Source organism: Streptomyces sp. NPDC041968 (genome assembly GCF_055589025.1).
Genome location: NZ_JBVJCB010000002.1, coordinates 154,263 through 176,723 on the forward strand (window position 1 = coordinate 154,263; position 22,461 = coordinate 176,723).

Genomic DNA, 22,461 nt, shown 5'->3' on the forward strand with positions numbered 1-22,461 from the left:
GGCTCTCCTCAACGCGGGTTCACTGGGCAGGGGTTACGGGGCAGGGGGTACGGCGCCTCCATCGCCGAGGCCGCGCAGGGCCTTGGCCACCGCCTCGCCGATGCGGGCGATCGGCTCGGGCTCGGTCATGTCGTAGTGACCGCACGGCACGTGGTGCTCGTGGAGGGTGCCGTCCACGTAGGGCCGCCAGCTGTCGGCCTTGCCGGGCAGCACCGCGAGATCGGCCGGGCGGCCGGCGGTTTCCTCCTCGACCGCGCTGAAGAACAGCACGTCGCCGCGGAAGACGCCGGGGGCGAACTGCGGGGCGATGCGCAGGTTGTTGCGCATCACGGCGGCTATGGCGGCGGCCTCCGCCCGGGTGACGGGCGCACTCGACGGGTCGGTGGTGACCCGGGCGTCGATCCGGTCCAGGACGGTGTCCACGGGCACGGGGTCCGCGTCGACGGGGAGACCGGCCACTCTCGACAGCAGCGCCGCCACCTGGCGTTCGGCCGCGTCGGGGTCGTGGGCGGTGCCGTGCGGCTGGGGGGCGTCGAGCATGGCGAGGAGTTCGACGCGCTCGCCGTCGCGTTGGAGGGCACAGGCCATGGCGTGGGCGACGAATCCGCCGTAGGACCAGCCCAGCAGCCGGTACGGTCCGTGCGGCTGGAGCCGGCGCACCAGGTCGAGGTAGTGGGCGACCATGGCGGCGGCGTCGGGCGCGGGCGGGCGGGTGCCGTCGAGCCCGGCCGCCTGGATGCCGTGGACGGGCTGGTCGCCGCCGAGATGGGGCAGCAGACCGGTGTAGCGCCAGGAGACACCCGCTCCGGGGTGGACGCAGAACAGCGGTGCGGCGGTGCCCTCGGCGCGCAGCGGCAGCAGCGGCCCGAGCGCGGTGGGGGCGGTGTGCGGGGTTCCCTCGTCCCGTTCGTCGACGGCGGCGAGCACGCCCGCCACGGTGGGCGCGGCCAGCAGTGTCGCCGCCGGGACGTCGAGGACGCCGGTCCGGCGCAGTCGTCCGGCGAGCAGCACGGCGCGCATCGAGTCGCCGCCGAGGTCGAAGAAGTTGTCGTGCAGGCCGATGCCGCCGATGCCGAGGGTCTCCTCCCAGAGCCGGGTCACCTCCCGTTCCCTTTCGGTGCGGGGTGGTACGTGCTCCGTGGTCAGCCGAGGCCGGGGTGCGAGGCCGGGGCCGTCCTCCCGCTCGGTCCCGGCGTCGCCGGGGTCCGTGCGGGCGCCGGGGGCGTCGATCCAGTGGCGCCGGCGGTCGAACGCGTACGGCGGCAGCGGGGCCCGCCGTGGTGTGCCCGGCACCGGGGGCAGGGCGTGGTCGACGCCTGCGCTCCACAGCCGTCCCAGGGCCTCGGCGAGGACGAAGTCGTCGGACGCCTCGGCCTTGGCGTGCCGCATGGTGGTCACCGTCACCGGCGCCTCGTCGGCGAGCCGGGCGGCGGCCAGCTTGGTGAGGGTGTCGCCCGGCCCGATCTCCACGAGGACGGGACGGAGGCGGTCCCACAGGGCGGTGATGCCGTCGGCGAACCGCACGGTGTTCCGGGTGTGGTCGATCCAGTGCCGTACGGAGGTGGCCTGGGCGTCGGTCACCCAGGTGCCGGTGACGTTGGTGACGTAAGGGATGCGCGGCGGGCGCAGGGTGACGCCGCTGAGGTGGGCCTCGTAGGCGGGCAGGACGGGGTCCAGGACGTGGGAGTGGGCGGCCACGGGGATGCGCAGGCGGCGGAAGGGGACGCCGAGTCGGGTCAGTTCGGCCTCCAGGCGGGCGACGGCGTCGACGTGTCCGGCGACGGTGCAGGCGCCGGGGCCGTTGACGGCGGCCAGGGACAGGTCGTCGTCGAGCAACGCCCCGATCTCCTCGGCCGGGGCCGCCACGCCGACCGTGGCGCCGCCGGCGGAGCTGATGAGCCGGATGCGTTCGGTGACCAGTGGCAGCATGTCGGCGAGGTCGATGACCCCGGCCAGGCAGGCGGCCGTGTACTCGCCGAGCGAGTGGCCGAGGAGCGCGTCGGGGCGGACGCCCGCCTCGATGAGCGTGCGCCCCAGGGCGTACTCGGTGACGACGAGCCCGAGGAACGCGGCGGTGTCGTCGGGCCGGCGCTCCTCGAAGAGGGCCGTGCGCAGGTCGGTGCCGAGGTCGGGCCGCAGGATGCGGGCGCACTCGTCGACGGTGTCGCGGTAGACGGTGTGGTCGCGGTACAGCTGCGCGCCCATGCCGGGGTACTGGGTGCCGCCGCCGGGCAGCAGGAACGCCACACGGGCCGGGTCGTCGGGGACCGGCGGGGTGGCGGGTACGGCGGAGCGCAGCGCGTCGAGGGCCTCCTCGCGCGTGGCCGCCGTGACGGTGAGGCGGTGGCGCAGCGCGGGCCGGTCGGTGCGCAGGGAGTGGGCGATGTCGTCCAGGCGCTGACCGGGGCGGCGTTCGAGGTGCCGGGCGAGGGCGTCGGCCTGGCCGCGCAGGGCGCCGGCGGTGCGCGCGGACAGGGGCAGCACCAGGCGGCGGCCGTCCTCGGGCGGGCGGGGTGCGGCGGGGGCGGTGGGCGGGGCCTCCTCCAGGACGACGTGGGCGTTGGTGCCGCCGATGCCGAAGGCGCTGACGCCGGCCCGGCGGGGGTGCTCGCCTTCGGGCCAGTCCTCCAGGGCGGTGGGGACGCGGAAGGGGCTCGCGTCGAAGTCGATGAGCGGGTTGGGCCGGTCGAAGTGCAGGCTCGGCGGGATCTGCCGGCGTTCGAGGGCGAGGACGGCCTTGACGAGCCCGGCGATGCCGGCGGCTGCCCCGAGGTGGCCGATGTTGGTCTTGACCGAGCCGAGGGCGCAGAACCCGGTCCGCGGCGTGCTGTGCCGGAACGCCTCGGTGAGCGCGGACACCTCGATGGGGTCCCCGAGTCGGGTGGCGGTGCCGTGCGCCTCGATCAGGCCGATGGTTCCGGCGTCGATCTCCGCCTCGGCCTGGGCCGCGAGGATCACCTCGGTCTGTCCGGCGGCGCTGGGCGCGCTGAAGCCGACCTTGCGGCGGCCGTCGTTGTTGACGGCGCTGCCGCGGATGACGGCGCGGATGCGGTCGCCGTCGGCGAGGGCGTCGTCCAGCCGCTTGAGTACGACGGCTCCCACCCCGTCGCCGGAGGAGGTGCCGGCGGCGTCCGCGGCGAAGGCACGGCAGTGCCCGTCGGGGGAGAACGGCCCGTCGGGCACGTGCCGGTAGCCCAGTGGGGCGGAGGGGTTGAGGGAGACCGCGGCGGCCAGCGCGGTGTCACAGCGGTGGTCCAGCAGGTCCTGGCAGGCGGTGTGCACGGCCACCAGCGCGGTGGAGCAGGCCGTCTGGAGGGACACGCTGGGGCCGGTGAGCCCGAGTTCGTAGGAGACCCGGGTGGCGAGGGTGCCCAGGGAGTTGGCGGTGGCCGCGTGGACGAGCTCGACGGAACCGGGCTGCCCGGCGAAGCGCGGGTGCAGGTGGGCCGGGTAGTAGCGGCTGTCGCCGCCGCCCGCGTAGACGCCGAACGCCTCGCGGGTACGGTCGTCGCCGAGGCAGCCGGCGTCCTCCAGGGCGTGGTAGGCCGTCTCCAGGAGCAACCGTTGCTGCGGGTCGACGACGGCGGCCTCGGCGGGGCTGTAGCCGAAGAAGCCGGAGTCGAAGCGGTCGATGCCCTCGACGGCCGACGCCATCCGGACCAGCGTGGGGTCGTCGAGGTCGCGTCGGTCGCCGCCCGCGGCGAGGAACTCCTCGTCGGTGACGGGCCGTACGGACTCGCGGCCGGCCGCGAGGTTGTCCCAGAAGGCGTCGAGGTCGTCGGCGCCGGGGAAGCGGCCCGCCATGCCGATGACGGCGACGGCGGGGACGTCCTCGCCGTGGGGTGCGGTGGTGTCGTGCACGGCCTGTGTCTCGTCCTCTCGGGGGTCGTGGGGGGTCTGCGTCGCCTGCGGTGCGGGGGTGTCAGGCACGTCCGCGGTCCTTCCCGTGCCGTGCGGTGCGGCGGGCGCGGGCGGCGCGCTGCCGCTGTGCCTGCTCCCTGGCGCGGTCGAGGCCGTCGTCCGCGTGCCGGGGCGGCTGTTCGGCCGCCGCCGTGGGAGCGGCGCCGGCGGCCGACAGGTGGCGGGCCAGGTCGCGCACGGTGGGGTGCGCGAAGAGGTCGACGACCGACAGGTCGGTGCCGAAGGCGCGGTTGACGGCGCTCTGGGCGGTGACGAGGAGCAGGGAGTTCCCGCCGAGGTCGAAGAAGTTGTCGTCCCGGCCCACCCGGTCATGGCCCAGTACGCCGCGCCACACCTGCGCGAGCCGGTGCTCCAGCTTCCGCAGGTCGTCCCCCGCTTCCGCCCGGTCCGTGGCGGGGGTGGCGCCCGCCGAGCGCAGCGTCCAGGCGTCGGACAGTCCGGCCGTCCGGGCGGTGTCGGCCGCCGCGTGGTAGAGGGCGCCCAGGTCGGTGCCGTCCTCCAGGCCGACGCGCGCGGCCAGGCGGCGCACCTGGCGGGCGGGGGCGTCGACGTGGCTGCGGACCCAGGGGGCGGTGCGGTCGGCCCCGATCAGCAGGTGGGGTTCGTCCAGGGTGCGGGCCAGGTCGAAGGAGCGCAGCGCGGCGGGGGTGTCGAGCAGCCGGTAGCCGCGGGCCTCCGTGAGCGCGGTGAGCCGGTAGCCGCGGCTCACGCCGCGCTCGCGCCACATGCTCCAGGCCAGGGACTGGGCCGGCAGGCCGAGCGCCCGGCGGTGCAGGGCGAGGGCGTCGAGGCACGCGTTGGCGGCGGCGTAGGCAGCGTTCAGGGCGCCGCCGAAGAAGCCGTTCACCGAGGAGAAGGTGATGAAGGTGCCGACGGGGTGGTCGGCAGTGAGGCGGTGCAGCGTCCACGCGCCGCGCACCTTCGCCTCCAGCGCCCGGCGCCAGGTCGCGGCGTCCAGCTCGCTCACGGGGCGTTCCACGAGCGTCCCGGCCAGGTGCAGCACCGAGGACAGGGGCACGCCCCACGTCTCGGCGGCGGCCTCCACGGCGGCCCGCACCTGCTGCCCGTCGGTGACGTCGGCACGGGCGTAGCGCACCTCGCCCAGCTCGCGCAGGCGCGGGAGGGCGTCGCCCTCGGGGTCCGGGGTGCGGCCGACGATGAGCAGGCGGGTACCGGGTGTGCGCAGCAGATGCGCGGCCACCTCGACGCCGACACCGCCCAGTCCCCCGGTGAGGAGGGTGAAGCCGTCGTGTGCGGGCGGCTCGGCGCGGGCCGGGGTGGCGGGCAGGGGGGCGAGGCGGCGTACATGGCGGTGTCCGTCGCGGTACGCCACCTCCGCGCCGTCCGTGGTGACGGTCGCCTCGGCCAGCACGACGGGCAGCGGGTCCTCAGCGGCGTCCGGAGCGAGGTCGAGGTGGGTGCCGCGCAGCCGGCCGAACTCCTCGCCCAGCGACTTCAGCAGTGCGCCCGCCGCGGCGTGGCCGGGCGAGGGGCGTTCACCGGGGCGCACGGCCTGCGCGCCCGCCGTCACGTACAGCAGATCGACGGGGTGGGGCCGGCCCGGGCGGGCGGCGAGGGCGCGGGCGAACGCGAGCAGGTCCTCCGCACCGGCCGTGTCGTGCGGCTCCGTCTCGGGGGCGCCGGCGCGCCGCAGGCCGCCGAGGTGCAGTACGGCGTCGACGGGCGGCCGGTCGCGCTCCACCTGCCCGAGCAGCGCCGTGTAGTCACTCACCTCGCCGGGCCGGACCCGGTAGTGGGCGGCGTCGAGCCGTGCGAACTCCGTGCCCGTGCCGACCACCGTGCACAGGCCGCCGTCCTTGCGCAGCGCGTCGGCGAGCCGCTGGACCGACAGGGCCCGGGGCTCCGGAAGGTCGCCGTTCGCCAGGACGAGGGTGTGCCGGCCGGGGAGGGCCGGACGGGCGTCGGGCCGTTCCGCCCGCTGCCACACCGGCCGCAGGAACCAGTCGGGGACGGTGGTCTCGGTGCCCAGCAGCAGTTGGGTCCGGCGGACCTCCTCGTCGAAGTCGCCCGCCTCGAACGCCTTGCGCAGCTTGGTGCGCTGGATCTTGCCTATCTCGGTCTTCGGGACGGCGTCCGGGGCGACCGGGATCAGGTAGGCCGGGCTGACGCCGATCTCCCGGGCCACCTTCCCGGTGATCTCGCGCAGGGCGCCGGCGGTGACGTCCGGCCCGGAATGGAAGAAGAGGGCCAGTTCGTCGGTGGGCGAGGACGGGTCGGTGCGCACCGCGACCGCCGCGGTGAAGCTGTTCTCCACCCACGGCAGTTCCTCGACGCACGCCTCGATCTCGTGGCTGTAGTGGTTGACGCCGTTGACGATGATGACGTCCTTGGCGCGGCCGGTGATGTACAGCTCGCCGTCGCTCAGGTACGCCAGGTCGCCGGTGTCGAACCAGCCGTCCTCGGTGAAGGCCTCCGCGTTGGCGGCCGGGTTGTCGTGGTAACCGCCGGTCACGGACGTGCCGCGGACCTGGAAGCGGCCCGCCTCGCCCTCGCCGAGGACCGTGCCCCGTTCGTCGACGATCCGCATGGCGAATCCCGGGTAGGGCAGGCCGCAGCTCACGAAGGTGCCCTCGCCGTCGCGGGGTTCGGCGGGCAGGACGGCGTCGGTGACCACGGAGCAGGTCTCGGACATGCCCCAGCCGGGGTGCATCACGTCCTGCGGCAGGCCGAACGGCTTCAGCGCGCGCAGGAAGCGGCGGGCGGCCGAGGCCACGACGACCTCGCCGGCGTTCATCACCAGCCGCATCGGCGAGAGGTCCCAGTCGCGGTCCGCGAAACGGTCGGACTGCTCGGCGAGGAGGCCGAAGGCGAAGTTGGGCGCCCAGGTGACGGTGACCCGGTACCGGTCGGCAAGGTCCATCCAGCGCGCCGGGTCCTGCAGGATCCAGGAGGTGGGGGCGTGGATCTGGCGGCAGCCGAGGTAGACGTCCCGCAGATGGAACATCACCACGCCGGTGACGTGGTCGAGCGGGATCCAGTTGAGGGAGACGTCGTCCGCGCCGAGCCGGTTCGTCTGCTCGGTGGCGGCCGAGCGGGTCAGCACGTTGCGGTGGGTGAGCCGCACCGCCTTGGGCAGGCCGGTGCTGCCCGACGTCATCAGCATCAGGATGAGGTCGTCCGGTCGGGCGGGGTGCCAGTCGTGGTCCTCGGGCGCCTCGCGCAGGGCGTCGGCGGTGGTGAGCCGCAGCCCGGGCCGGTCCTGCCGGGCCGCGAGGGCACGCAGCCCGGCCTCGCGGCCCGCGGAGCACACGATCCAGGGCCGGCCGAGCATCCGCCAGATGCCCTCCAGCTTGGTCAGCGCCGCCGAGGGGGTGTCGTAGGAGGCGGGGACGGTCAGCGGGACGGCGACGAAACCGCCGAGGACGCAGCCCCACAGGACAGCGAGGAAGTCCTCGGTGGCCTCGCACTGGAGGATGACCTGGTCCCCGGGGCGCAGGCCCGCCCGGCGCAGCCCGGCGAGGACGCGGGAGGCCTCGGGGATCAGGGCCGCGTAGCTGCGCCGGTGCTCGCTGCCGTCGGCGTGGACGTGGACGATGTCGCCCCGGCCCCGTTCGGCGGCGCGGCGCAGGGCCTCGGCCCAGCTCGGCACGGAGGGTTCGCGGAGGGCGGGGCCCTCGCTGAGCGCCGGGACGGCCGACGAGCGGCCGGTGCGGCCGGCGGCGGGGGCGGGTGCCGCGGTGCGGACGGGCAGGCCGGTGTGGCGGCGGTCCGGTTCCTCGGGCGTGTTCTCCACCGTCACCTCGGCGGTGGTGACGCCGGGGAGGGCGGCCAGCCGGTCCCGCCAGGTCCGGGCGGCGGTACGGTCGACGGCGGGCAGGGCTTCGAGGGCCGCGGTGTCGACGGTGCCGTCCTCGGTGCGGGGCAGCGTGTTGACGGCGGTCACGCGAACGGTGTCGTGGCCCGCGCGGTCCAGGGCGTCCTCGACGCGTTCGGCGGCGTCCGCCCGCCCGGGCACCACATAGAGCCGCGGTGGGGTGCCGTCGGTGCCGGGCAGGGCGTGGGCGTCGCGGACGCCGGACACGCGGAGGGCGGCGGCCTCCAGTTCCGCGGGGTCGGTCGCTGCCGGGGCGGAGGTGCGCTCGGGGAGCGCGGAAAGGTGTCCCACGCGAACGCCTGGGTCGGTGCTCACCGTGCGCAGGACCTCGCGCAGGGAGCGGGCGAACGCCTCGGCGGTGCCGGCGTCGTACAGATCGGTGGCGTACTCGACGTGCAGGGTCAGGCCGTCGGGGGTGCCGTCGGCGGTGTGGCGTTCCAGGACGTCCACGAACAGGTCGAACTTGGCGGTGCCGGTGGCGGTGGGCCGCAACTCGGCTCGGTGCCCGTCCATGGCGAGGACGGCCGGTTCGTTGTTCTGGAGGGCCAGCATCACCTGGAACAGGGGGTGCCGGCCGGGCGCGCGGGTCGGGTTGAGCGCGTCGACCAGACGGTCGAAGGGCAGGTCCTGGTGGTCCAGGGCGGCCAGGTCGGCGCTGCGGACGCGGGTCAGCAGGTCCCGGAAGGCGGGGTCGCCGGAGGTGTCGGCCCGTAGGACCAGGGTGTTGGTGATCAGGCCGATCAGGGGGTCGAGGCCGGGTTCGGTGCGACCGGCGACCGGGGTGCCGAGGACGATGTCCTCACCGGCGCCGCAGCGGGTGAGCAGGGCGCTGACCGCGGCGTGCAGCACCATGAAGAGGCTGGTGCCCGAGCGGTCGGCGAGGCGCACCAGGGCGCGGTGCAGGTCGGCGTCGACCACGGTCTCGACGTGTGCGCCACCGCCCGGGGCGGCGGGGCGGGGTCGGTCGCCGGGCAGGGTGCACTCCTCGGGCAGGCCGTCCAGGGCCGTGCGCCAGTGCGCGGTGAGCCGTTCCAGCCGTCCGGGGCCGTCCGGTTCGGGGGTCAGCAGGGCGCGCTGCCACAACGCGTAGTCGGCGTACTGGACCGGCAGCGGCGTCCAGTCGGGTGCCCGGCCGGCGCGGCGGGCGGCGTAGGCGGTGCTCAGGTCGTCGGCGAAGGGGCGCAGCGACCAGCCGTCGGCGGCGCTGTGGTGCAGGACGAACAGCAGGGTGGAGCCCAGGAGCCACACGGCGAGGGGGCTTTCGGCGGTCAGGTCGAAGCGGTGCCTCGCCGCGGCGCTGATGTGGGCGGCGGTCTCCGTGACGGGGCAGTCGACCCGGTGCAGCGCCGGACGCAACTCGCCCGGCGCCAGGACGCGCTGGTGGGGGACGCCGCCGTGCTCGGCGATCACCGTCCGCAGGATCTCGTGCCGGTCGGCCAGGTCGCCGAGGGCCGCCTGGAGGGCCCGGGGGTCGGGGGCGGTGTCCAGGGTGACGAGGAGCGGGATGTTGTAGGTGGCGGCTCGGCCGTCGAGCCGGTTGAGGAACCACATGCCTTCCTGGGCGAAGGACAGCGGCACGCGCTGCGGGCGTACGGCGTCCCCGAGGACGGGGCGGGGCAGGGCGCCGCCGGTGTGTGCGGTGAGCCGCCGGGCGAGGGCGCCCGGGGTGGGCGTCTCGAACAGGGCGGTGATGGGGATCTCGGCACCCGTGTCGTGCCGCAGGCGGGCCAGCAGACGGGTGGCGAGGAGGGAGTCGCCGCCGAGGTCGAAGAAGTTCACGTCGGTGCCGACGGTCTCCCGGGGCAGTTTCAGTACGTCCTCGAACAGGGCACATACCACGGCCTCTTCGGGCGTTCCCGGGCGGTTCCCGGAGGCGGCGACGGTGAAGTCGGGGTCGGGCAGGGCCCGGACGTCGAGTTTGCCGTTCGCGGTCAGCGGCAGCGCGTCCACCGGGACGCAGACGGCCGGGACCATGTGCTCGGGCAGGTGGGCGGCGGTGTGGGCGCGCAGTTCGGCGGGGCTCACCGGCGCGGCGCCGCTGGGGACGGTGTAGGCGACCAGGTGCTGGGCGCCGTTGTCGGCGCGGCGGGCCACGACGGCGGCACGTGTCACGCCGGGGTGGGAGGCAAGGACGGCCTCGATCTCGCCGGGCTCGACCCGGAACCCGCGCAGCTGTATCTGGGCGTCGGCTCGGCCGAGGTAGTCGAGGGTGCCGTCGGGCCGGCGCCGGGCCAGGTCGCCCGAGCGGTACATGCGGGTGCCGGGCGGGCCGTAGGGGTCGTCGAGGAAGCGGTCGGCGGTCAGGTCGGGCCGGCCGAGGTATCCGGCGGCGACCCCGGCGCCGGAGACGTACATCTCGCCGGTCGCCCCGGGCGGCACGGGGCGGCCGGCTTCGTCCAGCAGATGGACGCGGAGGTCGGCGAGGGGGGTGCCGATGACGCTGCCGCGGCGCGGGTCGTCCAGGTCGGCGCGGGTGAGGCGGTGGTGGGTGACGTGCACGGTGGTTTCCGTGATGCCGTACATGTTCACCAGCACCGGGCGGTCCAGGCCGTGCCGGTCGGCCCAGGGGCGCAGACGCGCCGGGCGCAGGGCCTCTCCGCCGAGGACGACGTAGCGCAACGCCCCGGCGTCCCCGTGCCGTTCGGTGTCGGCGTCGGCGTCGGCGTCGGCGTCGACGAGTTGCTCGAACGCGGACGGCGTCTGGTTGAGGACGGTCACGCCCTCGCGGTGCAGCAGCTCCAGGAACTCGCGCGGCGAGCGACTGACGGCGTAGGGGACGACGACGACCCGGCCGCCGTGCAGCAGGGCGCCCCAGATCTCCCAGACGGAGAAGTCGAAGGCGTAGGAGTGGAACAGCGTCCACACGTCGTCGGCGCCGAAGGTGAACTGTTCGGCGGCCGAGGCGAAGAGCCGGACGACGTTGGCGTGCGGGACGGGCACGCCCTTGGGGCGGCCGGTGGAACCGGAGGTGTGGATGATGTACGCGATGTCGGACGGGCGCACCGGTCCCCGACGGTCGGCGTCGGTGAGGTCGGCGGCGGATCGCCGGGCGAGGTCCGCCGCGACCTCCTCGTCGTCCAGGCGGACCACGGGGAGCGCGTCCCCGGCGAGGTGGGCGTGGGCGCGCTCGGTGACGAGGAGGACGGGGGCGGCGTCCTCGACGACCAGCCGCAGCCGTTCGGCCGGGTGGCCGGGGTCAAGGGGGAGGTAGGCGGCGCCGGTCTTGAGGACGGCCAGCAGGGCGGGCAGCAGCCGTGTCCCCCGCTCCAGGGCCAGCGCCACCACCCGGCCGGGGCCCGCCCCGCGTTCGGCCAGCAACCGCGCGAGCCGGTTGGCCTCGGCGTTGAGTTCCGCGTACGTGAGCCGTTCGTCCCCGCAGGTGACGGCGGAGCGCTCGGGTCCGGCCGCCGCCCGCTCCTCGAACAGCTCGGTGAGCGTCCGCTCGACGGCATGCGTGTGCACGGGGGTGTCGCGGGGGTGCTCGCCCGGCAGCAGGACGTCCAGGTCGCCCACCGGGTCCGTCGGATCGGCCTCGGTCAGGCGGCGCAGCAGCGTGAGGAACCGGTCCCGGTGCAGGGCCAGTTCGTCCTCCTGGTACAGGGCGGGGTTGCCGTCGAAGGCCAGCCACAGTCCCCCGGACCGGCCGCCGGGGCGCACCGAGATCTGCAGGTCGTCGACGGCTCCGCCGGACAGGTGGTGCCAGGTGGTGGGGTGCCCGCCGAAGTCCGGCGACTCGTCGAACGGGACGATGTTCAGTACCGGCCCGTACAGTCGGCGCCCGGTGCCCATCAGCCCCAGGTCGCGGCGGAGGAACTCGCCCCGGTAGCGCTGGTGGCGGCGCAGCGCCGTCAGTTCCTCGGCGACGGCCCGTGCCAGTTCCGCGACGGAGGTGCCGGGGGCGGCGGCCACACGCAGCGGGAGGACGTCGGAGGCGGTGCCGGGGGTGCGCAGGGCGGCGCTGCCGGGGCGGCTCATGGTGGCCAGGCCGAGTACGAGGTCACGGGCGCCGGTCATCCGGTGCAGATAGGCGACGGTGGCCGCGGTCAGCAGTTCGGTGCGCCGGACGCCGAGGCGGGCCGCGGCGGCGTCGAGGGCGTCGGCCTCGGCGGGCGTCAGCGTGGCGGCGCGGCGCAGGAAGGGCGCGGTGGGGGCGGCCGTACGGGAGGTGAGACGGGCGGGCTCCGGCAGGTCGGCCAGGTGGCGCGCCCAGTGGTCGCGGTCGCGGGTGTACGCCTCGGAGGCGCGGTAGGCCGCCTCCTGCTCCTGGAGCCTGCTCACCGGCGCGAACCCGCATGGGTCCGGTGTGCGGCCCTCGGCCAGCGCGTTGTACGTCTCGGCCAGGCGCCGGCCGAGCAGCTTGTAGCTGTAGCCGTCGAGCAGGAGGTGATGGGCCCTCAGCAGCCACAGGAAGCGGTCGGGGGCCAGGGTCAGCAGGGTGTGCGCGAACAATGGGCCCTTCTCGATGTCCACGGGCGCCGCGAGGTCGGCGTGGACGTGGGCCCAGGCGGCGGCCTCGGGGTCCTGGGCGCCGCTGACGTCGACCCGGTGCAGGGGCCAGGTGTCCGCGTCCGGAGCGGTGCGGCAGCGGGGGCCTTCGTCGGTGTCGCCGAACCGCAGGGCGAAGGTGTCCGCCTCGCCGACGGTGCGTCGCAGCGCGGTCTCGAACAGGCCGGTGTCGAGGGGACCGTGGATCTCCACCGCCTCCGCGGTGTTGTACGCGGCGCTGTCCGGCGCGAGCCGCCCGGCGTACCAGAGGCCCTCCTGGGCTCCGGACAGCGGTCGACGTTCGTCCTCCTGGAGTGACATAGCACAACCCTCACGTGGCAAGCCGTAACTGTCCCGGACGGCGAAGGCCCGGCCGGATCGGACGTGTGCGGCCACCGCTCCCCGCCGCGCTCGCGCTCGTGCACGGGTGGGGCCGGCCCGGTGGGCGGGACGGGAGGCCGCACGCCGAGGGCGGGGGGATCGCGTCACCCGGCCCCGGTTCACGGCACATCACGGTGCGGCAGCGAGACCGGGCGGGTCAAGCGGGACCGGGCCCGTGCGGCGCCGCTTCAGGGGTTTCCCTGGAGAACGGGGGGCCGGGGAGTGCGGGTGCCGGTGCAACTTCTAGGGAAATCACGCGACTTCCCTCCGGACCGCGTTCGCGGCTGGATTCGGCCGCGATCCGCCGTGCACTCTCGAAGGGCCGCACCCCGGCGGACCGCCGGCGGCGGCAGGCCGACTCCGGGCCGTGGAACCCCCGACATGAACGACGGAAAGAAGGCTGACGGCATGCACCGTGCGCTGTGTCCGGTCGAGACGCTCTACGTGGGTCAGAGAAGCAGAGCCGTCCTGTCCTGCAGCCTGCGCGGACCCGTGGACGCCGCGGCGCTGTCGGCCGCTTTCGACGCCTTGACGAGCACCAACCCGACGCTGCGGTCCCGCATCGAGCAGGTCGGCACGGACCACGTGCTGCGCCTCCTGGCCGAGGACGAGCGGCCCACCCTGACCGTCCGCACCGGCGACGAGGAGGAGGCCTACGCGGCGGAGCTGAACCGGCCCCTGCCGGTCGGCGGTCCGCTGAGCCGCGCCGTCCTGGTCAGCGCGCCCGACGGTGAGAGCCACCTGTTCGTGCTGGTGGTGGACCACACCGTCACGGACGGGCACAGCAGCATCGCCCTGCACAACGCGCTGTGGGACCGTTACCGCGCCCTGGTCGACGGCGAGCACACCGACGGGACGGCCGAGGCGGGTCTCCCGTCCTGGCCCGAGCCCGTCAGCCGGCTGCTGCCGCCTGCCGACGAGGCCGACACGGCGAAGTACCTCGACGGCCGTCTGGAGGAGACGCGCCGGCACCCGGTCGCGCTGGTGCCGTACGACACCGCCGCCGAAGGCGGGGCCGACGCGGCCGGACACATCGAGGTCCGCCGGCTGACCCTGGACGTGGACCTCACCTCGCGCCTGCGCGCAACGGCACGCGCCTCCGGCGTGTCCGTGCACGCGCTGGTCGCCTCGTCGCTGCTGGCCGCGGCCCGGCGGCGGCTGGACGGCCACGGCCCCCGCGAACTCGGCTGCCTCTCCCCCGTCGACCTGCGCTCCCGCCTGTCCCCGCCGCTGCCGGCCTCCGCGATGGTGCCCGCGGTCACGACGCACCTCCAGACCCTGGCGGTCTCCGAGACGTCTGAGCCGCTGGAGCTGGCCCGTGCCGTGCACGCCCGGCTGAGCGACTTCCTCACGCGGGGCGACCACTTCCACGAGGTGCGCATCACGCCGGAGATCCCTCGCAACCCGGCCCTGCAGATGGCGACCGTGATCGCCACCAACATGGGTGTCGTTCCCGGCCCGCGACTGCCGCGCGGCCTGCGGGCGGTCGACGTGCGGCTGGTGCCGGCCCGTGAGCACTACTTCCCCCAGGCGGGGCGCAGCCCCGTGATGGCGTGCGTGGTCTCCTTCGAAGGGCGGCTGTCCATCGAGTTCCCGCACTCCACCGCCTGTTTCAGCCCGTCGTTCATGCGGGCGTTCCGCGATGACGTGCGCGCCGGCCTGCTCCGCTTCACGACCGCGACCGCGACCGCCACGGAGCCAGAGCCCGAGCCGGAGCCGGCCCGCCCGACCACCGGCTGAGCACGCGCCTCCCCGCTCACGCACCCGCACCCCCGTCCGCCCGGCTGCCGTAAGGAGCCTCTGTCCGACATGTCCACCGTCAGCGAACTCCCCTCTCCCCTGGTGCTGCTCCCCCGAGCCCAGGCGGGCGACGAGCAGGCGATGAACCGCTTGCTGACCGGCATCACGCCCTACGTCGCACGCATCTGCCGCTCCATCACCCGTGACGACGGGGCGGACGCCACGCAGGAGGCGCTGCTCGCCATCTACCGCGGCCTGGGGTCCCTGCGCGAACCGGCCGCGTTCTACGGCTGGGTGCGCTCGGTGACGGTCCGCGAGGCCGTCCGTACCGCCAAGCGCTACGGCGAGGAGCGGAGCTGCTCCGAGCTGGAGTCGCGGCAGGAGGCGAACCCCCTGGACGCGGTGCACATCAGCGATGTGCTGGAGCGGTTGTCCCAGGCGCACCGGCAGGTCCTCACCCTGCGCGCCTACGGACTCAACGAGGAGGAGATGGCCGAGGTGCTCGCCCTGCCCCTGGGCACGGTTCGCTCCCGTCTCTTCCGTGCCCGCCGACGGTTCCAGGAGGCGTGGCTGCCCTCGGTGGCGTGAGACGGCGGCCGGCGCCACGGCCGGTCCCGTACGTGCAATGGCCGTGGCGGTGTGTCACCGCCACGGCCACCTTGTCCGGACCTTCGGAGAACGGCGGACCGTGCTACCGCACGCGTTCCGGCAGAACGCGCGGGGGCCACTGGCCGACGGCGAACATTCCGAGGGCGTGCGCACGCGCCACCAGGGCGGGGCGGTTGGACGCCTCGAACCTCCGCAGCATCTGACCGACGCGGTACTCGACTCCCTGACGGCTCAGATAGAGACGGGAGGCCAACTGCGCGGTGGACTCTCCGCGCGCGACACCCTCGAGAACCTGCGCGTCGAGCGCGCTGAGCACGGGCCCGGCGGCGGCCTCCGCCAGGGCGCCCTTCCGTGGTACGCGTCTGTCCTCGGCCCGACGCATTTCCGCCGCGCGGTGTGCCGCTCCCGCCCTGCGCAGGAGAATGACGACGCCGAAGACATCGCCCGAGGGTTTCCTGACGGCGACCCCGGTGAGTTCCGCCAGGAAATCCCGTCCGGTGCCGTCCCGGTAGGTCACCGTTTCCGTGAATCGCCGGCAACGTCCTGAGGAGAGGAAGGTGAACTGTTTTCGCAGCCTTGCGGGAACGGGAGAACGGAGAAGGTCGAGAAGTCGGCGCCCGCGTATCTCGTCGGTACTCAGGCCGAATTGGCGGGCGAATTCCGGTTCCGCGGCCGTGACGACCGGGTCCCCCGGGGAGACGTGGGCCGTCCAGGCGTCCGCCGAGGCGGCGCCGCGGTGCGCACCGCCTCCTGCCGGGGCGCGAGGGGCGGGGGCAGCCGGAGCGGTGGCATTCCTCTGCTTGCCGGGTGAGGCGTCGGGGAAACTCGTGGTCGCCACGAACGTACCGTCCTTCTTCCTGCGCGTGGGGGCTGGGAAGGGTTGCGAGCGCGGAGCGGGCCCGCGGTGCTGTGCCTGGGTGTGGGCGAGCGCCGGGTGACGGCATGAACCACCTCGTCGGTGGCCGGGCCGGGTGTTCCGCGCCGCTCGGGCGGGCCGGCGGCGGGCGTCGGCCTCCCGAGAGTCATCAGGGTGAGCGGAGCGGACGGCGCCGAGGCGGCCGGCGTCCGGACACCGGGGATAACGTTGTCATGGCCACTGATTCTCGTTGTCCGATCCCGACGCCGGAAGGCCGCCGGGCGGACCGGCCGACCGTACGGCAGGCCTGCGGGAGAAGCCCGGCCGGGAACCGTGCAACACGAGGAACCTCCACGAGACGAAGTGGGGATCGCATCAGGAGCGGTTTAGAGACTAGGGGTCGACAACTCCTGTGACAAGGGTTTGCCAGGTGACCTCGGTCATCCGCCAACTCCTTTTAAAGCGGGCGACTTTCGGGCAGTGCGAACCCCCGATACAAACCCTTCGGCGAAGAAGGACGAGGCTACGGAAATCGGCGGTCGGCCCACCTTCGGCAGCGTGTCCGTGCCATCCGCCGTCCGTGGCGTGTCGCCCGCTCCCGTGCCCGACCGGGCAGGCCCGCCCGGGGAATGCCATCCCCGCGGCTTCGGTACCGGTGAACGGGGCCCGTACCGCGTGGACCTGCCGCACTCGCTGCGGCCTAGATTGTGCGCATGACCCAGTTCAAGGACTTCAACTTCAAGCTCGTCGTCGTCGAGCAGCTCATGTACATCGACGAAAAGCTCACTCCTCCGTTCCGGCTCGCCGATCTGCTGCGGGAGCGCGGCCTCGGCGGCGACCCCTGGGAGTACGCCCACCGGCACGGCCTGGACTACAAGGTCGTGCCCGAGGCGCGCGCCTTCTTCGAGTCGCTGGAGATCGGCGACGAACTCCTGGCGGGAGTGGAGGAGTTGTGCATGGACGGCGGGAACCAGGTCTACCAGGAGTGCGCTCCCGTGTGGGACGGCGAGGACGACCTGTTCGACATCTCCTCGCTCGACGACCTGACTCTCCTTCCGAAGCTCCGGCGAGTCCTCGGTTCCGAGTTCCTGGGCCCGGAACTCCAGGACGAGCTGCGCGGCCGCGGCATCTCCGCCGACTGAAACCTCGGGGCGGCCGCCGGAAGGGCAGGTCGCGCCCTCGTCCTTCGCCCGGAAGGCGGGGATGAGCCGTCGTGCGGCCCGAGCGCGCATCGGCGACCGAGGCCGGTCAGCCCCTGGCGGCCAAGGTGTCCTGGGAGACCTGCCACAGCAAGGCGGCCGCCTCGGGGTCCAGGGCGTGGTCCGCGACGCCGGTGCGGGCGGTCAACCTGCCACGGACGGCTTCGTTGCAGTCCTCGAAGTAGCGGCCGCTGACCCTCTCGACGAGCGGTGAGGCGGCGAGCAGGACGGAGGTCGCCGCGCCTTGCTCCGGCGTCTTCCACTTCAGCTCCGTGCCGCCCGACGCCTGGGCGCGCAGCCGGGCGAGCTCCGCGTCGGAGACGTGGCGCTGGAGGTTGGTCCGGATTCCGCCGGGCATCAGCGCGTTGACGGTGATGCCGTCCGCCGCCCAGCGCTTGGCCGCTTCGACCGCGAACAGGACGTTGGCGGTCTTCGACTGGCCGTACGCCGACCAGGGCTCATAGGCGCGCCGCCGGAAGTGGATGTCCTCGAAGACGACCCCGGAACGGTGGTGGGCGCTGGAGCTGACGGCCACGACGCGGGCGCCGCCGTCCCGGGCCAGGGCCGGGTGCAGGCCGAGGGTCAGCGCGAAGTGCCCGAGGTGGTTGGTGGCGAACTGGAGCTCCCAGCCTTCCGGCGTGCGCAGTTCCGGTGAGGCCATCACACCGGCGTTGTTGACCAGGATGTGCAGGGGCCCGTCCCACGCGGAGACGAACGCGGCGACCGAGTCCTGATCGGCCAGATCCAGGTGGGCGACGTGCACGTCCTTGTTGCCGGTGGTCGCGCTGATGTCCTCGGACGTGCGCGCGCCGGCGCCGGTGTCCCTGACGGCGAGGGTCACCTGTGCGCCGGCCGAGGCGAGGGCGCGGGCGGTCTCGACGCCGATGCCGGAGGCGCCACCGGTGACGACGGCACGGCGGCCGGTCAGGTCGACACCCGAGACGACCTCGGCGGCGGTGGTCTCCGCGCCGAAGGGGGTGGTGAGGCGTGAGGTGGGAGTGCTGGCGTTCATGGTCGTTCCCGTCTGGCCAGAGGCACGAGCCGCGGCTGCGGCCGATAGAGTAGGAACCGGAGGAGGCTCCGCATAATTCGAGATTAAACGGAGGAGGCTCCGTTTGCAACAGGAGGAGAACCAGGTGACCGCCCCCGCCCCCCGGCCGCTGCGCGCCGACGCGCGCCGCAACCGCGACCGACTGATCGAGGTGGCCGCGCGCGCCTTCGCCCAGGACGGGCCGGACGTGACCCTCGACGCGATCGCCAAGGAAGCGGGCGTGGGCATCGGCACGCTCTACCGCCACTTCGCCACCCGCGAGGAGCTCGTCGAGGCGGCCTACCGCAGCGAACTCGCCCAACTCTGCGACTCCGCCTCGGAGCTTTTGGAGGCCGGACCACCGGACGCCGCCGTGCGCGCCTGGATGGACGGCTTCGTCCGCTACATGACCACCAAACGAGGGATGTCCGACGCGCTGCGCGCCCTCATCGCGACCGGGGGCGATCCCTTCTCCCGCAGCCGCACCATGCTCACCGGCGCGATCACCGACCTGCTCCGGGCCGGCACGGCGGCGGGCCTGCTGCGCGCGGACATCGAACCGGAAGACGTGCTCTTCAGCCTCAGCGGCCTGTCCCTCGCCGCCACGACCCCCGAACACCACGCCCGGATGACACGCCTCCTCGACCTCCTGATGGACGGTCTCCGCTACCAGGCATCCTCCGGCAGTCGCGCGCCCGAAGCCGACACACCGGCCGTCTGACATCCGGCATGGCGGAGGTGCACGCTGAGAACCCCCGGAGCGGGTCGCTGCGGGGGCGTGGCGCGGACGGTCGGGCGGCGTTCGCCGGGCCGGGGGCCCGCCGGGTTCCTATGCTCGAAGAAGAACGGTCATCGGCACCGTACCGACGAGGGAGGCGGATTCCATGACCGGAACGGCGGACGCGCGTGAGGCCGACCGCGCGCTCAAGGCGAAGCACCGGACGATGTGGGCGCTCGGCGACTATCCTGCCGTCGCCACGCGTGTCGTGTCGGCTCTCGGCCCCGCACTGGTGGAGGCCTGCGCGATCAAGGACGGGGACCGGGTGCTGGACATCGCCGCCGGATCGGGGAACGCCTCGATCCCCGCCGCCCTGGCCGGCGGCGACGTGGTGGCCTCCGACCTCACTCCCGAGCTGCTGGCCGTGGGCCGCAGGGAGGCGGAGGCGCGCGGCGCGGTACTGCGCTGGCAGGAGGCGGACGCCGAGGCACTGCCGTTCGAGGACGGTGCCTTCGACACCGTGATGTCCTGCGTGGGGGTCATGTTCGCCCCGCACCACCAGGCCGCCGCCGACGAACTGGTTCGGGTCTGCCGGCCCGGCGGCACGATCGGGCTGCTGAGCTGGACCCCCGAAGGATTTATCGGGCAGATGTTCGCCGTGATGAAGCCGTACGCACCGCCCCCTCCCCCGGGGGCCCAGCCGCCGCCGCTGTGGGGGCAGGAGAAGCACGTACGAGCCCTGCTCGGCGACCGTGTCACCGACGTCGGGGCACATCGGCGGAAGCTCCGCGTGGACACGTTCAGCGAGCCGGAGGAATTCCGAGAGTTCTTCAAGACCGCTTACGGACCGACGATCACCGTCTACCGGAACATCGCCGACGACCCCCAGCGGACCGCCGCCCTGGACGCGGCCCTCGCCGACCTGGCGGGCGGCGTGCTGCGGGACGGAGCCATCGAAGCGGAGTATCTGCTGCTCACCGCCCGCCGGAGCGGCTAGGCGGTTTCGTTCGAGCGCATTCGGTCAGGCTCAGGGGCCGGCCGAAGTCGTCGTTCCGCCTGGGCACCGCCTGAGACCTTCACGGCCGTGGTATCAGATCCGACATCACGTCGAGGGGCAGTGAGGGGTTGGCCGCTGCCGCCTCCACCACCCGCCAGTCGGCGTCGGTGAGCAGCCCTTCGGTGACCGACGGTGGAAGGGCCGGATGGCCTGCCGCCACCGGCCTCGCCCGGGCGTCGGCCAGACAGGCGAGCAAAGCCGGTGCCGACGCGTTGCGATGGCCGGCGATCACACGGAACACCTTCGGCACCGGGGGTACCTGCCGGGCCAGGGTCTCCAGAAGCGCCGGGGGCGCATCCGGATTGGCGGCCACCTGAGCGGCGACCCGGACTCCGTGCCGTTCGAGCATGGCGCGCAGCCGGCCCTCCGAGAGACCCGGGTGCGGGGCGATGGACTTGACCACCTTCGCGTCGGAGTCGGTTGCCAGCGCGTCCCGTACGACGGGTGACAGATCACGTCGCTGGGCCACGAGCATCCGAGCGGCCGGGTTCGGTGACGCGGCCAGCTTCTCGACCTCGTCGGGGGACGCGGAGGCGATCCGCGGCAGCAGAGTGGCACCGATCTTGGTGGCGCGGGCCAGGTCGGTCAGAGCGTCGAGCGGGACGAGTGGGTTGTGGGCGAGCCTGCGCCGCACCTCGTGGTCACGGTCGGTGGCCAGTATGCGGACCAGGGCATCGTCGATCGAGGGATTCTCGGCGAGGTCGGCTCGAACACCGGAATTCGGGTCCGCGGCGAGCCGAGCGCACACCTCCGGCGGCAGATCGGGGCGCGCGGCGAGCGCCCAGCGCAGCAGCAGCGAGGGATGGCCGGCGAAGCTCAGGACGGCCTCGGTGGGTGTGGCCGGATGGTGAAGGGCCATCCGCTGCGTCTCGTGCGTGCTGGACTCGTGGAAGCCCTCACAGGAGGCTCCGGACGGCAGGTCGCAGTCAGGGCGCGAGCATCGCGGATCGTGAGTGAACGGGATCTGCTCACGTTCGCAGACCGAACACCGCTGCGCGGGAGGCAGCCCCTCGCCGCTGAGCAGAGCCGCCAGTACGGCCGGTGGCGTCGCTTCGTTGGCCGCCACGGCCCGGCGGACCTCGGCGTGTGGGTGCCTGGCGAGTCCGGTGGCCGTCTCCGGCGATGTCCACAACGCCAATTCCGCGACGACCCTGACGTCCGGGTCGGTGGCCAGGATCTCCACCACGTCGGGCGGCAGGCCGGGACAGGCGGCGAGCTTCTCCCGGCGCTCGACGACCGGGTCCTCCGCGAAGGCGCGCGTCCACTCCACCCGTCCGGCGCGTTCGGCCAGCAGGGCGAGCGCGACGTCCGGTCGCGTCGCGGGATCGACGTCGTCGGCGGTCAGCAGGCCTGCGTACGCGAGCGGCACTGCGCTGTCCTCGACGCGTGAGGCGAGGGCCACCGCCTGCGCGCGGCTGAGGTCCGCCCGCTGTGCCAGGTCCACGGCGATGTCGGCGTCCGCGACCGCGATCAGCCGGTCGACCAGCTCGGACGGCAGACTCTTGTTGGCGGCCAGACCGCACAGCACGTGATGCACGACAGCATCCTGCCGCAAGCAGGGCCCGGTGCCGCCCGGTTTTTCGATGGACCACCATGCCGTTGCCGCCTCCTCACCGTCCGCTGTCAGCTCGCGTCCGCCGTGCTCGCGCAGGCCACCGTGCGTGGGGGTGTCAGGCCAGGGGCTTGTGCGCGAACACCCACCGGTTCCCCTCCAGCGCGTCGTTCGGCTCGGGGAGGGGGCCGCGGCCGTGCCGGTGGGTGAAGTCGAAGGGGGTGTGTACCGAGGTGGACCACCCCTTGGCCCTCAGGTCGCCCGCGGAGTCGGGGCGCGGCCCCTTGTCGAAGAGGTGGAGCAGGTCGATGCCGATCCGCTCCCGCGTCGCCGTGTAGATCGCGCTGTCGCGGTAGGCCAGCAGGTCCTTCTCCAGCTTGGCCTCGAAGGCCAGGGCGCTGCCAGCGGTGGTCAGCCGGTCCACCGTGTCGATGAGATACGTCTCGGCGCGGCTCGGCAGGTAGAAGAGCAGCCCCTCGGCCAGCCAGACGCTCGGCGCCGACGGGTCGAACCCCGCGGTGGTCAGCGCGGTGACCCAGTCGGCGCGCAGGTCGACCGGTACGGCGAGGCGCCGTACCTTCGGGACGGCCGACAGGTCGGTGAGTACCCGGTGCTTGAACGCCAGCACGCCCGCTCTGTCGATCTCGAAGAGCACGCAGCCGGGCGGCCACTCCAGCCGGAAGGCGCGGGTGTCCAGCCCCGCGCCCAGCAGGACGACCTGCCGGGCCTCGCTGCGGACCGACCGGAGGAGGAAGTCGTCGAGGACCCTGGTCCGCAGACCGAAGTAGCGGGCGAACCGTCCCCACAGCGGATCGGCGTCTCCGTCCGGGACCCCGTCCAGGCGCACCGGCCAGTCCGCGCACACCGGGGCGGCGCGTGTGAAGTGCTCCGCGTAGACGTCCTGCGCCAGGCTGTCGTGGCGATGGGTCTCGATCGTCCGGGCCGCGGCGACCAGGAGGGCGGTCAGTCCCACTCCCCCGTCCACGCCTTCCCCGTCCATGTGCCGCGGCGCCGTGCCGGCGCTGCCTCCTCCGTCGGCCGGAGCGGGGACCGTGCGGTGCCCGCCTGTCCGACGCGG

Annotated in this window: 11 protein-coding genes; 5 read left to right on the forward strand and 6 right to left on the reverse strand. The window is 74.0% G+C overall.

The annotated features are described in order from the left end of the window. Positions 1–33: 33 nt before the first annotated feature. Both ACZ6EG_RS05800 and ACZ6EG_RS05805 read right to left on the reverse strand, forming a co-directional pair. Complete coding sequence (locus tag ACZ6EG_RS05800; RefSeq protein ID WP_469601898.1) at positions 34–3,930, reverse strand: type I polyketide synthase; 3,897 nt, start codon at positions 3,928–3,930, stop codon at positions 34–36. Continuing rightward, the gene (locus ACZ6EG_RS05805; RefSeq protein ID WP_469601901.1) at positions 3,923–12,562 is read right to left on the reverse strand and encodes an amino acid adenylation domain-containing protein; all 8,640 of its coding nucleotides are present in this window, start codon (positions 12,560–12,562) and stop codon (positions 3,923–3,925) included. Before ACZ6EG_RS05805 ends, ACZ6EG_RS05800 begins: the two co-directional genes overlap by 8 nt. A 441-nt stretch (positions 12,563–13,003) precedes the next feature. Here ACZ6EG_RS05805 and ACZ6EG_RS05810 point away from each other — a divergent pair, with 441 nt between their 5' ends. Further along, positions 13,004–14,362 carry a phthiocerol/phthiodiolone dimycocerosyl transferase family protein gene (locus ACZ6EG_RS05810; RefSeq protein ID WP_469601904.1) on the forward strand — a complete coding sequence of 453 codons (1,359 nt, stop codon included), beginning with the start codon at positions 13,004–13,006 and terminating at the stop codon, positions 14,360–14,362. 69 nt (positions 14,363–14,431) lie between these two features. Next, positions 14,432–14,950 carry an RNA polymerase sigma factor gene (locus ACZ6EG_RS05815; RefSeq protein ID WP_391968788.1) on the forward strand — a complete coding sequence of 173 codons (519 nt, stop codon included), beginning with the start codon at positions 14,432–14,434 and terminating at the stop codon, positions 14,948–14,950. Positions 14,951–15,053: 103 nt separating this feature from the next. Here the strand turns inward: ACZ6EG_RS05815 and ACZ6EG_RS05820 are convergent, their stop codons facing one another. Continuing rightward, a complete protein-coding gene (locus ACZ6EG_RS05820; protein WP_469601907.1) occupies positions 15,054–15,809 on the reverse strand; it encodes a helix-turn-helix transcriptional regulator in 756 nt (251 codons plus the stop codon). A gap of 731 nt (positions 15,810–16,540) precedes the next feature. Between ACZ6EG_RS05820 and ACZ6EG_RS05825 the strand changes: the two genes are divergently transcribed. Next, entirely contained in the window at positions 16,541–16,969 is a 429-nt protein-coding gene (locus ACZ6EG_RS05825) for a DUF6892 domain-containing protein (RefSeq protein WP_469601910.1), read from the forward strand. A gap of 106 nt (positions 16,970–17,075) precedes the next feature. On the opposite strand, the gene ACZ6EG_RS05830 is transcribed toward ACZ6EG_RS05825, so the two are convergent. After that, entirely contained in the window at positions 17,076–18,038 is a 963-nt protein-coding gene (locus tag ACZ6EG_RS05830) for an SDR family NAD(P)-dependent oxidoreductase (protein ID WP_469601913.1), read from the reverse strand. Positions 18,039–18,141: 103 nt separating this feature from the next. Between ACZ6EG_RS05830 and ACZ6EG_RS05835 the strand changes: the two genes are divergently transcribed. Beyond that, the gene (locus ACZ6EG_RS05835; protein WP_391968791.1) at positions 18,142–18,777 is read left to right on the forward strand and encodes a TetR/AcrR family transcriptional regulator; all 636 of its coding nucleotides are present in this window, start codon (positions 18,142–18,144) and stop codon (positions 18,775–18,777) included. Positions 18,778–18,940: 163 nt separating this feature from the next. Continuing rightward, the gene (locus tag ACZ6EG_RS05840; RefSeq protein ID WP_469601916.1) at positions 18,941–19,771 is read left to right on the forward strand and encodes a class I SAM-dependent methyltransferase; all 831 of its coding nucleotides are present in this window, start codon (positions 18,941–18,943) and stop codon (positions 19,769–19,771) included. Between the two features lie 79 nt (positions 19,772–19,850). Here the strand turns inward: ACZ6EG_RS05840 and ACZ6EG_RS05845 are convergent, their stop codons facing one another. Next, the gene (locus ACZ6EG_RS05845) at positions 19,851–21,368 is read right to left on the reverse strand and encodes a hypothetical protein (protein WP_469601919.1); all 1,518 of its coding nucleotides are present in this window, start codon (positions 21,366–21,368) and stop codon (positions 19,851–19,853) included. A 133-nt stretch (positions 21,369–21,501) separates the two neighbouring features. Beyond that, positions 21,502–22,383: a class I SAM-dependent methyltransferase gene (locus ACZ6EG_RS05850; protein ID WP_391969108.1), complete on the reverse strand. Its 882-nt coding sequence runs from the start codon at positions 22,381–22,383 to the stop codon at positions 21,502–21,504. Positions 22,384–22,461: the final 78 nt, after the last annotated feature.

Coding starts and splice junctions, on each gene's coding strand:
- ACZ6EG_RS05805 (WP_469601901.1), bottom strand. CDS start 12,562: ATGTCACTCCAGGAGGACGAACGTCGACCGCTGTCCGGAGCCCAGGAG.
- ACZ6EG_RS05810 (WP_469601904.1), top strand. CDS start 13,004: ATGAACGACGGAAAGAAGGCTGACGGCATGCACCGTGCGCTGTGTCCG.
- ACZ6EG_RS05815 (WP_391968788.1), top strand. CDS start 14,432: ATGTCCACCGTCAGCGAACTCCCCTCTCCCCTGGTGCTGCTCCCCCGA.
- ACZ6EG_RS05825 (WP_469601910.1), top strand. CDS start 16,541: ATGACCCAGTTCAAGGACTTCAACTTCAAGCTCGTCGTCGTCGAGCAG.
- ACZ6EG_RS05830 (WP_469601913.1), bottom strand. CDS start 18,038: ATGAACGCCAGCACTCCCACCTCACGCCTCACCACCCCCTTCGGCGCG.
- ACZ6EG_RS05840 (WP_469601916.1), top strand. CDS start 18,941: ATGACCGGAACGGCGGACGCGCGTGAGGCCGACCGCGCGCTCAAGGCG.
- ACZ6EG_RS05850 (WP_391969108.1), bottom strand. CDS start 22,383: ATGGACGGGGAAGGCGTGGACGGGGGAGTGGGACTGACCGCCCTCCTG.